Source organism: Corynebacterium sp. KPL1814, assembly GCF_000478175.1.
In the GTDB taxonomy this organism is placed as follows: Bacteria; Actinomycetota; Actinomycetes; order Mycobacteriales; family Mycobacteriaceae; genus Corynebacterium.
On record NZ_KI515778.1, the window covers coordinates 85103 to 99582 of the forward strand.

A 14480-nucleotide genomic window follows, 5' to 3' on the forward strand; every position below is an offset into this window, starting at 1 on the left:
TGGGCTCCTTTTAAAAGCGGCTGTCTTCCCACCACCGGCGCTCAGGCACGCCGGCGCGGGAGCCGGCTTCACCAAGCTTGATGCCCAAGAAGTGGTAGAGGTTAATGATATTGCGCTCGAAGCCCCACTCCGAGCCGGCCATGTAGATGCCGTAGAGGCGGGCGGTGGGTAGGCCGACCAGATCGCAGGCCTCTTCCCAGTTTTCCTTCAAGTTCTCGCACCATTCGTGCAGGGTGCGCATGTAATCGAAGCGCAGGGACTCGGTGTGGAAGACCTCGAAGCCATTGTCCTGCATGGCCTTGGTGACGTTACCAGAGCCGGTGAGCTCGCCGTCGGGGAAGATGTAGCGGTCGATGAACCCGCCCTTGGGCGTCTTGTGGTTATCCGGGTAGGTGATGTTGTGGTTCAACATCAACCCACCGACCTTGAGCTTGCTGTACATGAATTTGAAGAAGTCATCGTAGTTCTGCACACCGATGTGCTCGATGATGCCGATGGCGGAGATGGCATCGAAGCCTTCTTCTGTGACATCGCGGTAGTCCATGAAGCGGACCTCAGCCAGATCTTGTAGGCCTTCTTCCTCGATCTTCTTTTGACCCCACTCGGCCTGCTCTTGCGACAAGGTCACGCCGATGGATTTCACGCCGCGGCGTGCGGCGTAGCGCACCATGCCGCCCCAGCCACAGCCCACATCAAGGTGGGTGTCGCCTTCCTTGAGGCGCAGCTTGTCAAAGATGAGGCGGTACTTGTTTTCCTGCGCTTCCTCCAAGGTGGCATCCGGGGTGGGGAAGTAGGCGCAGGTATAGGTCATGGAATCGCCCAAGAAGAGCTCGTAGAAGTCATTGCCCACGTCGTAGTGGTCCGAAATGACGTCGGCATCGCGCTCCTTGGAGTGCTTGGACAGGCCGTCGTGCAGCTTGCGGCGCAGCCAAGAGGCGCGCTCTACCTCAGGCACCGGCTGGATGTGGAAGGCGCCCATGGAAGCAAGCGAACGAATCACGCGTGCCATATCTTTAGCGCTGGGCTTTTCGAACTTGTCATACATGGCGTGCAGGGCGTTGAAGATGCCGTACGGGTGCGCAGGGTGCTCACCTTCTACAGAGATGCCATCGGTGACATAAGCGCGGGCGAATCCGACGTCGCCTGGGTGGGTGGCGATATAAGCAAGTCCGCCAAGGCTATTGATGGTGACCTTGAATTCGGCATCGGCAGGGCCGGTGGCCGATCCATCAAAGGCCTCCCAGCGGAAGGGATTGGGACTAGGGATGAAGACGTCGATGATCTCAGCAACGGTCATCGGCGTGAATTTTTTGCTCATTCAGACTTCTTTCGCAATGTTGGGTTCACACCAATAACGACCTTGGTGTTTAGGGGCCGCAAGGCCGAAATGCTACGGGTAGAAAATTGCGCGGGGCAATAATTAACATGGTAAACCCCTAGTGGAATAAGCGCGAAAGAAAAGGCAATCATTGTCACATAATGCGGGTTAGATGTGGCTCGCAGTTATATGGCTGGTAGGGTTATGGGGTCAAAAGTGTTCCACCGTTCCTTTGGGACTCCTAGTCTTTACTTCATAACGCCGTGTGAGAAAGATGCGGAGCCCTGAGGGGGCCAACGAGTGTCCACCTCCGTGTGTCGCTGCAATAAGAATCCTGAAGATTCGCGCGTGGCAGTGACAGCGGTAGGCCAGGAGGATTTTGTAGTGTCCGCCATTTTGCAGGCTTTTAAGGATGCCGACCTACGTAAGAAGATCATCTTCACCATCGTGATGATCATTGCGTACCGCATCGGTGCACAGATCCCGTCGCCGGGTGTAGATTACGCGTCAATTGCAGGACGCTTGCGTCAGCTGACAGAGGAATCCGGAGACCTGTACTCCGTGATTAACCTATTTTCTGGTGGTGCCCTCTTGCAGCTGTCGATCTTCGCCATCGGCATCATGCCCTACATTACGGCTTCCATCATTGTGCAGCTGCTGACCGTGGTCATCCCGCGCTTTGAGCAGCTGAAGAAAGAAGGACAGTCTGGGCAGGCGAAAATGACCCAGTACACCCGCTACCTCACGCTTGCCTTGGCGCTTCTGCAATCCTCCGGCATCGTTGCGTTGGCGGACCGCGAGCAATTGCTGGGCCAGGGCGTGCCGGTCTTGGCGGAAGACCGCAACTTCTTCACCCTCATCCTGCTGGTGGTGACGATGACCTCCGGCGCCGTCCTCGTGATGTGGATGGGTGAGCTGATTACGGAAAAGGGCATTGGTAACGGTATGTCCTTGCTCATTTTCGCCGGCATTGCTACGCGCCTGCCTACCGATGGCATGAACATCCTGCAAAACAACGGCGGCATGGTCTTTGCCATGGTGCTGGCCGGCCTCATTGTCTTGGTCGTCGGCATTACCTTCATCGAGCAGGGCCAGCGCCGCATTCCGGTGCAGTACGCCAAGCGCATGGTGGGCCGTCGCCAGTACGGTGGCTCTTCCACTTACCTGCCGCTCAAGGTCAACCAGGCCGGCGTTATCCCAGTCATCTTCGCCTCCTCGCTGATCTATATGCCGGTGCTGATCACGCAGATCGTCAACTCCAGCTCCGTGGACACCCCGGATAACTGGTGGCAGCGCAATGTCATTGCGCACCTGCAGGCGCCGTCGTCCTGGCAGTACATCGTCTTGTACTTCCTGCTGACCATTTTCTTCGCATACTTCTACGTTTCGGTGCAGTACGACCCCGCCGAGCAAGCGGATAACATGAAGAAGTACGGCGGCTTCATCCCAGGCATCCGCCCGGGTCGCCCCACTGCGGAGTACCTCGGCTTTGTCATGAACCGTCTGCTGAGCGTCGGTGCACTGTACTTGGCGTTGATCGCCATCTTGCCTAATATCCTCTTGGACCTGGGCGTCGGCCACTCTTCTGCTAACGGAACCTCCGCCTTTGGTGGTACGGCCATCTTGATTATGGTCTCCGTTGCGTTGACCACGGTCAAGCAAATTGAATCCCAACTTCTCCAATCCAACTACGAAGGACTACTGAAATAATGCGTCTTGTACTTCTCGGCCCTCCCGGTGCTGGCAAAGGCACCCAAGCGGCAATCCTGAGTGAAAAGCTCGGCGTCCCGCACATCTCCACCGGCGATCTCTTCCGCGCCAATATTGGCGAGGGCACCCCGCTCGGTGTAGAGGCAAAGTCCTATATCGATGCGGGCAAGCTCGTGCCTACCGATGTCACCGCGCGCATGGTAGAAGAGCGCCTCAGCCAAGACGACGCCAAGAACGGCTTCCTCTTGGACGGATTCCCGCGCACCACCGAGCAGGCAGATATCTTGGAAGAGCTGTTGTCCAAGAAGGGCGAAAAGCTCGATGGCGTATTGAACTTCGAGGTTTCTGAAGACGTCGTTGTTGAGCGCATGATGGCCCGCGGCCGCGCCGACGATAACGAGGAAACCATCCGCACCCGACTGGGTGTCTACCGCGATGAGACCTTCCCGCTCATCGAGCACTACGGCGATGCCATCATCCCCATCAAGGCAGAAGGCTCCGTCGAAGAAATCAACGCCCGCACTATGGAAGCGCTGGGCAAGTAATGGCTTTTCGGCGCCGCACCAAGCGCATCCCCGCCCGCACCGCAGGCGAGCTGGATGCCATGCAGGCGGCTGGCGAGATCGTCGGCAAGACGCTGCAGGCAGTTCGCGCCGCAGCGGCGCCGGGAGTGAGCACGCTGGAGCTCGATGCGGTGGCGGAACAAACTATCCGCGCTGCCGGTGCTACCCCTACCTTCAAGGGCTACGAGGGGTTTCCGGGCTCCATCTGTTCTTCCGTCAACGATGTCATTGTGCACGGCATCCCCGATGCAAAGACACTGCTTGCCGATGGCGACCTCCTCTCCATCGACTGCGGTGCCACCCTAGATGGTTGGGTAGGAGATAGCGCGTGGTCCTTTCCCATCGGTGAACCGGACCCGGACGTTGCGGCGTTGAATGCGGCGACTGAGTGGGTGCTCATGGAAGGGCTGCAAGCGATGGTCCCGGGCAACCGCCTGACGGACGTGTCCCACGCCTTGGAGCAGGCAACCTATCGCGCTGAAGATAAGTTTGGCGTATCCCTCTATATCGTGGACGGTTACGGCGGCCATGGAATTGGTCGGACCATGCACGAAGAACCCTATTTGGAAAATGAGGGAAAGCCTGGACGCGGGCCCCTCATTCAGGAGGGTTCTGTCCTAGCTATTGAACCCATGCTCACTTTGGGCACCGTCGATAGTGCGGTGCTGGAAGATGACTGGACGGTGGTCACGCTCGATGGCTCCACTGCCGCCCACTGGGAGCATACGGTAGCCGCGACGGCGGACGGCCCCCGCATTCTCACCAGGCGCTCCTGATATACATTCCTAGAAATCGCCTCTCAAACTAGGCGATAATCCCCTGAAAGGTTTATACTCACCACTATGTCTAAATTCAGCCTCCGCAAGTTAAGTGCCACCGTTGCTGCACCAGCAGTGGCTGGCGTCATGGCATTGAGCACCATCGCTGGTGCCCCTGCAGCTTCTGCTCAGCAACTCCCTAATCTCGATCAGCTCACCGCACAGGCCCAGCAGCAGATCGATAACTTCCAGGGCCAGACCCGTGACCAGGCATGGCAGACCCGCACTGACATCCTGGATCAGGCTGAGAAGTACGCCCCAGAACTGGCGCCGAATGTGCAGTCCGCAGTGGACAGCGCACTGGAGTTCCTTTTCCCGGGCCTAGTAGCGCAGAAGAACGAGGAAGCACGCCAAGCTCGCGAGGAAGCTGAGCGCGCACACGCACAGCAGGTTGCGGAAGAAAAGGCGAAGGCTGAAGAGGCGGCACGCCGTGCGGAGGAGCAGCGCCGCGCCAATGAATTCGACCGCGGTTCCTGCCCAGCAGACGCCAAGATCTGCGTCGACCTTGATGGCCGCCGCACCTGGCTGCAGGAAGGTGGCGATGTTTCCTACATTTCCCCATCCATGTCCGCTGGCATGGTGGGTGAGGAAACCCCGCGCGGTACCTTCCACGTCAACCGCAAGGTGAAGGACGAGATCTCCCGCGAGTTCAACAACGCGCCGATGCCGTATTCCATCTACTTCACCAACAACGGCCACGCTTTCCACCTAGACAACACCAACGTTGACTCCAACGGTTGCGTCCACCTGCCGTACGATGCAGCGGTTCGCTACTGGAACGACGTCCAAATTGGTGACAAGGTCTACATCTACTAATTCGGTGTAGTTCACCGCGTGAGCGCACCCCGCCCTCGTGCTCGGTTCCGCAACTTGGAACTGAACGCGAGGGTATTTTTAGTTTTGTTCCAGGTTGAGAAATTAGGAAAGTGCGTACGGTTTGGAAATCGTGTCGCTGCAGCGTATGCTGGTTTGACGGTGTATAGCGCCAGTAGGTCTGGTTGGCTTGCACCACCGCAGTAGACAACAAACATGCAGGTGACAGGTACTTGTCTGTCGCCAGAAAAGTAGAGGTTATGGCTAAGGAAGGCGCAATTGAGGTAGAGGGTCGCATCGTCGAGCCTCTGCCAAACGCAATGTTCCGTGTCGAGCTCGACAATGGGCACAAGGTTCTTGCACACATTTCCGGTAAGATGCGTCAGCACTACATCCGCATCCTCCCGGAGGATCGCGTCGTCGTAGAGCTGTCTCCTTATGACCTGACCCGCGGACGCATCGTCTACCGCTACAAGTAAACACAGTCAGCCTCCTCACCCAAGGGCGAAGCATGACTTTGTCCTGTACACCTCAGGCTACGGTGGCCTGAGCCCGCACTGGTAAGTAACCCAAGGACTCCCGGCACGGTCCGGGCGAAGCGTTGCATGGAGCGGGACGGATGGGGAGAAAACCGCCGTAACAACCCGAAAGGACACGCCTTATGGCACGTCTAGCTGGTGTTGACCTCCCACGCAATAAGCGTATGGAGGTCGCTCTCACCTACATCTACGGCATCGGTCCAACCCGTGCCAAGGAATTGCTAGAAAAGACTGGCATTTCTCCTGACCTGCGCACCGACAACCTGGATGATGAACAGGTTTCGGCACTGCGTGACGCAATTGAAGGCTCCTGGAAGGTTGAGGGTGACCTCCGCCGCCAGGTTCAGGCTGATATTCGTCGCAAGATTGAAATCGGAAGCTACAAGGGTCTGCGCCACCGTCGCGGTCTGCCAGTACGCGGTCAGCGTACGAAGACCAACGCGCGTACTCGTAAGGGCCCGAAGAAGACGATCGCAGGAAAGAAGAAGTAGTTCATGCCTCCAAAGACTCGTTCCGGCGCACGCCGTTCCGGCCGTCGCGTCGTCAAGAAGAATGTGGCTCTGGGCCACGCATACATTAAGTCCACCTTCAACAACACCATCGTCTCGATCACCGATCAGACCGGTGCTGTTATCTCCTGGGCATCCTCCGGCCACGTTGGCTTCAAGGGTTCCCGTAAGTCCACTCCGTTCGCTGCGCAGATGGCCGCTGAAAGCGCCGCACGCAAGGCAATGGACCACGGCATGAAGAAGGTTGACGTATTCGTCAAGGGTCCGGGCTCCGGCCGCGAGACCGCCATCCGTTCCCTGCAGGCTGCAGGCCTTGAGGTTTCCTCGATCACGGATGCAACTCCACAGCCGCACAACGGCTGCCGTCCGACCAAGCGTCGCAAGGTTTAAGGGAAGGAAAGAGGTAAGAAAATGGCTCGTTACACTGGCCCCGCTACCCGCGTATCCCGCCGTCTTCGCGTCGACTTGGTCGGCGGAGACATGGCATTCGAGCGCCGCCCGTACCCTCCGGGACAGGCTGGCCGCAACCGCATCAAGGAATCTGAGTACCTGCTGCAGCTCCAGGAGAAGCAGAAGGCAAAGTACACCTACGGTGTGCTGGAGCGTCAGTTCCGCCGCTACTACACCGAGGCTAACCGCCTCCCAGGCAAGACCGGTGACAACCTGGTCATCCTTCTGGAAACCCGCCTGGACAACGTAGTTTACCGCGCAGGTCTGGCACGCACCCGCCGCCAGGCACGCCAGCTCGTTTCCCACGGTCACTTCACCGTGAACGGCAAGAACATCAACATCCCGTCCTACCGGGTTACGCAGTACGACATCATCGATGTTCGCCCGCGTTCCCAGAAGATGGAATGGTTCGAAGACGCTCAGGACGCTCTTATCGATGCCAACGTACCGGCATGGTTGCAGGTCGTTCCTGATACGCTGCGCATCCTCGTGCACCAGTTGCCCGAGCGCGCTCAGATCGACATTCCGCTGCAAGAGCAGCTCATCGTCGAGCTTTACTCGAAGTAAACTGTTATACCGCACGGCTCTTCAAGGCCACGCGGTCCATCAGGAATCTTCAACCTCAAGATTTTTACCCCCTCTACCGGCGTCAAATAGCGGTCGCCGAAAAGGAGAATTGCAATGCTCATTTCCCAGCGTCCTCAGCTCACCGAGGAATTCATCGACTCGTCTCGTTCGAAGTTCGTCATCGAACCGCTCGAGCCGGGCTTTGGCTACACCCTCGGTAACTCGCTGCGTCGCACCCTGCTGTCGTCCATCCCGGGCGCAGCGGTAACCTCCATCAAGATTGATGGTGTGCTCCACGAGTTCACCACCATCAACGGTGTGAAGGAAGACGTTTCCGAGATCATCTTGAACATCAAGAGCATGGTTCTGTCCTCCGACTCTGATGAGCCGGTGGTTATGTACCTGAGCAAGGAAGGCCCTGGTGATGTCACCGCGGGCGATATCCAGCCGCCGGCTGGCGTGGAGATCCACAACCCGGATCTGCACATCGCTTCGCTGAATGACACCGCTAAGCTGGACATTGAGCTCGTCGTCGAGCGCGGCCGTGGCTACGTCCCGGCTGCCGCAACCTCTGGGGAAATTGGCCGTATTCCAATCGACCAGATTTACTCCCCAGTGCTGAAGGTCTCCTACAAGGTCGAAGCTACTCGTGTTGAGCAGCGCACCGACTTTGACAAGCTGACCATCGACGTCGAAACCAAGAACTCGATTTCCGCCCGCGATGCCCTGGCTTCTGCCGGCGGCACCTTGGTCGAACTCTTCGGCCTGGCACGCGAGCTGAACAACGCAGCCGAAGGCATCGAGATTGGTCCCTCCCCGCAGGAGACCGAGTACATCGCCGCCTACGGCATGCCTATCGAGGACTTGAACTTCTCCGTTCGCTCCTACAACTGCCTGAAGCGTCAGGAAATCCACACCGTCGGCGAGCTTGCAGAATGCACCGAGTCCGACCTGCTGGATATCCGTAACTTCGGTCAGAAGTCGATTAATGAGGTAAAGATCAAGCTGGCTAACTTGGGCCTTGCTCTGAAGGATACCCCTGAGGACTTCGACCCCACCCAGCTCGAGGGCTACGACGCAGAAACCGGTGACTTCAAGGACCCGGCTGCGGACGATTCCGAGTAAAGAATCACCCTGAACTGCGGCACTCGTTGCCGCGCGCTCAACTTTTACCGCACACGAGGAGTAAACAATGCCTACCCCGAAGAAGGGTGCCCGTCTCGGTGGCTCCGCCAAGCAGCAAGCTCATATGCTGAGCAACTTGGCAGCTAGCCTGATCGAGCACGGCGCCATCAAGACCACCGATGCCAAGGCGAAGGTTCTTCGCCCGTACGTCGAAAAGATCATCACCAAGGCTAAGTCCGGCACAATCGCTGACCGCCGCGCAGTGCTGAAGCTCATCCCGCGTAAGGATGTTGTTTCCCACCTGTTCGACGAGGTTGCACCGAATTTTGAGAACCGTGAGGGTGGCTACACCCGCACCATCAAGCTGGACAACCGCACCGGTGACAACGCCCCGATGTCCCAGATCTCCCTCGTTCTTGAGGAGACCGTGACCTCCGAGGCTAACCGCGCTACCCGCGCTGCCGCTTCCAAGGCCGCTGAGGCTGAAGAGGCTCAGGCAGACGAGGCTGCAGAGACCGAGGCTCCGGCCGAGGACACCGCTGCTGAGGAGTCCGAGGAGAAGTAATCTCCCTCGGCCACTGAATCCGCGCCGGACCTAACGCCGTGCGTGGATTGCAGTTCCTACTCGCAGAAGTAGCGCACAATCGCCGCCTTCCCATTCTCTTTACGAAGAGACGGGGAGGTGGCTTTTGTCGTTTTGAACTTGGAACCTCAGGTACTTGGTCCCGCCCCCTCGTCCCGCCCCCTCGTCCCGCTCCGCCATGCAGCAGACCACGCACTCTCCGTTTCTTGGCGCCCTAGGCACAACCTCCGATGCGCAAGCTCCTATGTGCATCCTCCTCTGCGCAACCTCCTCTGCGATAACTGAGCAAATGTGGCCCTCAGATATTGCATTTTCTGCTCAAAACGAACAGGGGAGGTGTAGCAGGAGAGGTTGCACATTTCGGGAACCCGCCGATGCCTCCGGTAGCATTAGGTTCACCATGACTGAAGCAGCACCGATCTCATATGAGAGACCAGCGGAAGGATTCGTTCGGCTCCGGTTGGATCTGGCCTATGATGGCACCGATTTCCACGGCTGGGCCAAGCAAAAGGGCGGACTGCGCACCGTTCAGGGCGTGCTCGAGGAGCAGCTGGCAATGATCGCTCGCACGGAGGTACCGCTGACGGTGGCCGGGCGTACTGATGCGGGCGTCCATGCGCGCGGGCAGGTGGCGCACGTGGATGTGCCGCTGGAGATGCTGGAGCAACGGTCCGTAGCAAATGATCCGGGGAAGTTAGTGCGCAGGCTTGCCAAGCTGTTGCCGGAAGACGTCCGGGTACACGGCTGCGATTTCGCGCCAGAAGGTTTTGATGCCCGATTTTCCGCGCTGCGCAGGCACTACGTGTACCGAATAACCACTAGCCCTCGGGGCGCGCTGCCGACGCGGGCGCGCGATACGGCCGAATGGTTCAAACCGGTAGATATCGATGCCATGCAGGATGCGGCGACTGCGCTGGTGGGCCTGCACGATTTTGCGGCCTTTTGTAAGGCCAAGCCGAATGCCACCACCATTCGCGAATTACAGGAATTTAGCTGGCAGGATGTCTCGACGCCGGAGGAACCGCAGCTCTTTGAGGCCCGAGTGACCGCGGACGCCTTCTGCTGGTCGATGGTGCGCTCATTGGTTGGTTGTTGCTTAAGTGTTGGGGAAGGCCGCAGGGACGTCGACTTTGTCGCGGCATTGCTGCAGGAAACCAAGCGCTCTTCCCGCATTCCCGTGGCGCCGGCGAAGGGCTTGTCCTTAGTCCAGGTGGATTACCCGAAACCGGGCGGAATGTCCGCGCGGGCTGATGTGACGCGGGAAAAGCGCACCGTTGAGTAACCCCGCGCTGCCAAGTGGCAGGGCCGTGGCGCCTACGCTAGCCTGAAGCCTGGGTTTATTTAGACTTTCGGGGAATTTTCGGGGGAAATTCATGGCACGTCCATTGCCAACGACCAAGGCCCAAGTCTCGGGCCATAAATTTTTACGCCGCCGCGTGGAACACGGGCTCGTGTTGGGGGATACCCGCATGATCCACGATCCGCTGGCCCGCCGCCGCAAGGCGATGATGTTCGGCGGAGTAGGCGTGGCCTTTTTGGCGGTCGGTTCTGGCCTTTTGGCCTGGTTGCAGCCGAGCCCGCAGCCGGGGGATGCACCGATCGTGCGCTCGGAGCAGGGCCAGCTCTTCGTAGACGTCAACGATACGTATCACCCCGTCTACAACCTCTCTTCCGCGCGGATTATCGCCGGCGAGGCGGCCGAGGCGCAGACCATTGGGGATGAGCATTTGCGCCAGGCCTCGTTGGGCACACCCGTGGGCATTTCGGATGCTCCCGGGTATCTAGCTGCGCCGGGCGAGGCACCGCAGCGCTCGTGGGCGGCGTGCCTTGCCGGGCATGATGAACAGCCCGCGGATAACCCCACCAGCATCGATGGCCAACAGGTAGCCAAAGAGGAGGTCATCGTGGTGGCGGATCCGCCACAGGAGGGCTTTGGGGAGAAGCGCGCCGCGCTCGCAGAAATGGATGGCACGCAGTGGCTGCTCACCGCAGACGGGCGCGTGCGCTTGCCCGATGCGCAGAGCACGGAGGGCCGCGTCATTCGCCGGGGGATTGGCATTGACGGGAGCACCCATGCCTGGCCCGTTCCCGCGGAGTTGCTCAATGCCTTTGCGGAACAGCCGCTGCTGACGTTCCCGGATCCGCTGCCAGACATCATGGACACCGGGCAGGGCCAGTGGGCCCGGACGGACGATGGCGTGGCGGAGCTCTCCGCCACCCAGGCAGACATGCTGGTTAGCTACGGCGCAACGCGCGTGGAGGCCACCCCGCACGAGGTAGGCGCGCTTGCCGATGCCCCCTTAAACTTCCGCCTGCCCACCACCACCTTCGACTTCGTTGGCCCAGATGAAGGCTGGATGTGCGCCGATAGTGAGGGCGGTGCAGCGATGGTGACAGAGAACCCCGGGACGGTAGCGCTCGCAGGAGAGGGCATAGCGGATCGCTTTGGTGGGCTATCGGCAGGCGGAGTCGGCGTGGATACCGGTCATGGCTACCACGTTGTCTCGCCTACTGGGCAGCGCCATGCAGTCGATAACGAAGAACTCTTGGAGGCCCTCGGCACCGGCATCGGAGCCGAGGTTCCGTGGGAAATCATCCGGCTCTTGCCAGAGGCATCGCGCTTGGACCGAGACGAAGCGCTACAGGTCAGCCGCTAGGCGGTGCTAGCCCGCACCGCGCTCGGTGTTCACGCTGAAAAGCACGAGCGGTAGAACCTACGCCGACTTACTCTGCCTTCGGTCGGCGTAGCCCACGGGCAACCGCCAGGCCGGTCAGCAGCAGGACTAACCCGCCGAGCATCCACCTGGTTCGGCTCGCCGCCGGGGAGTGCTCGTCTTTGCTTGGTTGGATAGTCAGATCGCGCGCGGGCGCGGCGTACTCGCCATCGATATGGGTAAGGGCAGCGAGCGGATCGATGAAACCGTTACCGGGCTCACCGGCAGAAAGCAGCCGTTGGCGTATATCGGCGGCGCTGGCGTCTGGGTAGCGCTCGGCTAATAGGGCGGCGGTGCCGCTGACCACCGGGGCCGCGAACGAGGTGCCGTGGAACTGCGACAGGGAATCCTCTTGGTTCTTCCCGTCTGCCCACCCACCGGCGGGGTTCAGCGCTAACGGTATAAATCCGTGGGCGGATAGTTGTGGGCCATCGGCGGGCGTGAGCGAGTATTCCGCAAGCGCGTGGGCATCTTCTTGGGCGCTAATGGATAATACGGTCGGTGAATCTGCGGGAAAGACGTGGTCGCCTTCTTCGCAGGTACCGGAGGAAATATTGCCAGAGGCAGCGATGACTACGGCACCGGCATCTTCCGCGCGGTCAAGTGCCTCATCTAAGCGCGAGCTATCGATGCGCTGCGCGGTCTTCTCTGGGACGCAGGACACGACGGAAATGTTGATCACCCGGGCGTTGTCCTCCACAGCATGATCGATGGCGCGGGCCAGCGTATCGAGCGAACCGGTGGTGCTGTCTTCATCGGCGGTCCCGGCCGTGTCATCGTACTGACGATAATGCGTGCTGGTTTGGCGGATGGCGCGAACCTCGGCGCGCGGAGCGATGCCAATATCGTGGCCTGCGATGATGCCAGCTACGACGGTGCCGTGCAGGTCGCAATCCCGGTGCGGATCCGGTTCTTCTGGAGTGACCAAGTCCGCACCCGCAGTGAGATTCGGCAGTTGTTCGTGGTGGGCAACCCCGGTATCGATGACGGCTACCGTGACACCCTCGCCCGTGGCAAAGGAGTGCAGCTGGGAGCGGTAGGCGCGCTGGTCCTCGGAAGGTTCTGGCGCCAGGGGAGATGGATGCGCGGTGGCGCATTCCCGGTCCGGTTCCCGAGCGCTCGCGATGGGCGCGGTGGGAGCTCCTGTGGTGAAGCTTCCGGTTCCGGCGAGAACACACGTGGTGAGGACATAAGTTGTAATTCCAGAACTGCCACTGAACCTAGGTAGCGCGAAGGAACGACGTGGATGGGGGTGGCGCATTATCCTAGCCCCCGAATGAGCTCGAAGATCCCGGCGAGGTGAGCGGCAAGCGGCAGGCAGGCGGCGATGGTCAGGGACTCAAGGCGTTCAAACCAGGCGATGGTCGTTGGCTCCACCTCGCTCATTTTGGGCGTCCACAGTGGGGCGCTCAGCATCGCGGCAAGCAGGAGGGTGGCGACCACCGTTGGCGCCCAAGCGCCAGCAAGCCCATCTGCGGCAATCGCATGCACGGCGCACAGACAGGCGGTGAGGCAGGCAACCATGGCGACGAGCATGAGAGCCCAGCTGGCAAGCACGCGCCCGTGACGCGCGGCGTGCATGACCACCGTTCCAGCAACGGAGACGCAGAGCGCTTGGACGAAGCCGAGCCCGGTTAATCCGGTGCCGAAAAGCACGGCGATGCGAGACCCGATGGTAGCGGCGGATCCCGCCTCGTCCACGGTCCCGTCCGTGGCCACGAGGGTGCCGGTGCCAGTGAAACTGAGCGCGATAAGGGCCGGGATGAGGCAGAGCGCGATTGCGCAGCAGATGCCCTCGTAGGCGTACCCGGCGCGGGTGGCGCGATTGTCCACATCGGGCTGGAGTTCATCAGAGACGGCAAGGTCTTGGCCCGCGGTGGGCAATTGCGGCACCTTGAGCCCCGCGGTGGCAATGGTGAGCGCGGGGGCGGTGGCAAGCATAGTGACTCCGGCGATAACGGTGCCCGCGGCCGCTGCGGTGCCGTGGCTCGTGCCGATGCCGGAATTGCCACTCAGCCCGGGAAGCAGATAGCTCACGGCCGCGATGAGCACTAACCCGGCGATGGTGAGCGCGCCGGAGGTTATCCGTACGGTGCTTAGCCGGGTGAGGTGGCAGGCTAATAAGGCCACAAGCAGCGTGGCACTGGCGGTGAGGGCGGCATAGGGGGCATCGGCAAGCGCGGGCGAAATAAGCGCCCATCCGCTTGCAGCCCCCGCAGTCAGGGCGAGCATGACAAGGGATAGCGCTCGCGTCCACAGGGCGAGCACGAAGGCCGCGACGGCAAGCCCGGCGCAGGCCACCGCCGGGTACGAGAGGACCCAGGCCACGGCGAAGGCAGCGGCAAGCCCGGTCCACGCCCAAACGATGGGAATGGCAGAGGTGGTGTCGTCGTGGCTCTGCGCGGCAAGGGATTCGGCGGCATCGCGGATGACGGGCGCGGGCCGCTCCTCGCGCGGGGCGAGCACCAGGATGGAGCCTTCCGCAAGCGGCGTGGCGGCAAGCGGTGCGGTGAGGTCGATGGCGCGCCCGGAGGCCGTGCTGGCGCGCCACGGCGAGGCGATCGCGGGTGCATCGACAAGGTCAGTAAGTTCTGCCATGAGCTCGCCGAGGCTGGAGCTTAACGGCAATGCTACGTCTGCTTCCTTGTGGAAGGAATCTGCATGGATGCGGATGGTAAGGCGCAGGTGATGCGCCGTTGGAGCGGTCATAATTCCCCCGAATTGTCTCATGATTGTGGGCGTCCCCCTTGCCCAATGCCACATATTGTGGC

The 14480-nt window shown here is 60.4% G+C and carries 15 protein-coding genes; 12 read left to right on the forward strand and 3 right to left on the reverse strand.

Going from position 1 to position 14480, the window contains the following annotated elements; translation table 11 throughout:
• Positions 1–10: 10 nt before the first annotated feature.
• Positions 11–1318, reverse strand: a complete 1308-nt coding sequence (locus tag HMPREF1257_RS10155) for a class I SAM-dependent methyltransferase (RefSeq protein ID WP_023025207.1) — start codon at positions 1316–1318, stop codon at positions 11–13.
• A 384-nt stretch (positions 1319–1702) separates the two neighbouring features.
• Here HMPREF1257_RS10155 and secY point away from each other — a divergent pair, with 384 nt between their 5' ends.
• The 12 genes from secY to eccB all read left to right on the forward strand — a co-directional run bounded on the left by secY (position 1703) and on the right by eccB (position 11652).
• Positions 1703–3028, forward strand: a complete 1326-nt coding sequence (secY, locus tag HMPREF1257_RS10160; RefSeq protein ID WP_034659642.1) for a preprotein translocase subunit SecY — start codon at positions 1703–1705, stop codon at positions 3026–3028.
• Positions 3028–3573 carry an adenylate kinase gene (locus tag HMPREF1257_RS10165; protein ID WP_023025209.1) on the forward strand — a complete coding sequence of 182 codons (546 nt, stop codon included), beginning with the start codon at positions 3028–3030 and terminating at the stop codon, positions 3571–3573. The genes secY and HMPREF1257_RS10165 overlap by 1 nt, the downstream gene beginning before the upstream one ends.
• Positions 3573–4367: a type I methionyl aminopeptidase gene (map, locus tag HMPREF1257_RS10170; RefSeq protein ID WP_023025210.1), complete on the forward strand. Its 795-nt coding sequence runs from the start codon at positions 3573–3575 to the stop codon at positions 4365–4367. The genes HMPREF1257_RS10165 and map overlap by 1 nt, the downstream gene beginning before the upstream one ends.
• Before the next feature lie 66 nt (positions 4368–4433).
• Complete coding sequence (locus HMPREF1257_RS10175; protein ID WP_023027965.1) at positions 4434–5225, forward strand: L,D-transpeptidase; 792 nt, start codon at positions 4434–4436, stop codon at positions 5223–5225.
• A 257-nt stretch (positions 5226–5482) separates the two neighbouring features.
• Entirely contained in the window at positions 5483–5701 is a 219-nt protein-coding gene (gene infA / locus HMPREF1257_RS10180; protein ID WP_003854422.1) for a translation initiation factor IF-1, read from the forward strand.
• 182 nt (positions 5702–5883) lie between these two features.
• Positions 5884–6252 carry a 30S ribosomal protein S13 gene (rpsM, locus tag HMPREF1257_RS10185; RefSeq protein WP_023025213.1) on the forward strand — a complete coding sequence of 123 codons (369 nt, stop codon included), beginning with the start codon at positions 5884–5886 and terminating at the stop codon, positions 6250–6252.
• Between the two features lie 3 nt (positions 6253–6255).
• Positions 6256–6660, forward strand: a complete 405-nt coding sequence (gene rpsK, locus HMPREF1257_RS10190; RefSeq protein WP_005277076.1) for a 30S ribosomal protein S11 — start codon at positions 6256–6258, stop codon at positions 6658–6660.
• Positions 6661–6681: 21 nt separating this feature from the next.
• Positions 6682–7287 (forward strand): 30S ribosomal protein S4, encoded by a 606-nt coding sequence (rpsD, locus tag HMPREF1257_RS10195; RefSeq protein WP_023016758.1) that lies wholly within the window; start codon positions 6682–6684, stop codon positions 7285–7287.
• Between the two features lie 114 nt (positions 7288–7401).
• Entirely contained in the window at positions 7402–8412 is a 1011-nt protein-coding gene (locus HMPREF1257_RS10200; protein WP_005277080.1) for a DNA-directed RNA polymerase subunit alpha, read from the forward strand.
• A gap of 67 nt (positions 8413–8479) precedes the next feature.
• Positions 8480–8977, forward strand: a complete 498-nt coding sequence (gene rplQ, locus HMPREF1257_RS10205) for a 50S ribosomal protein L17 (protein WP_023025214.1) — start codon at positions 8480–8482, stop codon at positions 8975–8977.
• Between the two features lie 418 nt (positions 8978–9395).
• Positions 9396–10277 (forward strand): tRNA pseudouridine(38-40) synthase TruA, encoded by an 882-nt coding sequence (truA, locus tag HMPREF1257_RS10210; protein WP_023025215.1) that lies wholly within the window; start codon positions 9396–9398, stop codon positions 10275–10277.
• A 91-nt stretch (positions 10278–10368) separates the two neighbouring features.
• Complete coding sequence (gene eccB, locus HMPREF1257_RS10215) at positions 10369–11652, forward strand: type VII secretion protein EccB (protein WP_023025216.1); 1284 nt, start codon at positions 10369–10371, stop codon at positions 11650–11652.
• Positions 11653–11719: 67 nt separating this feature from the next.
• Here the strand turns inward: eccB and HMPREF1257_RS10220 are convergent, their stop codons facing one another.
• Complete coding sequence (locus HMPREF1257_RS10220) at positions 11720–12970, reverse strand: S8 family serine peptidase (protein ID WP_023025217.1); 1251 nt, start codon at positions 12968–12970, stop codon at positions 11720–11722.
• A complete protein-coding gene (locus HMPREF1257_RS10225; protein WP_034659624.1) occupies positions 12970–14418 on the reverse strand; it encodes a membrane protein in 1449 nt (482 codons plus the stop codon). Before HMPREF1257_RS10225 ends, HMPREF1257_RS10220 begins: the two co-directional genes overlap by 1 nt.
• Positions 14419–14480 lie beyond the last annotated feature (62 nt).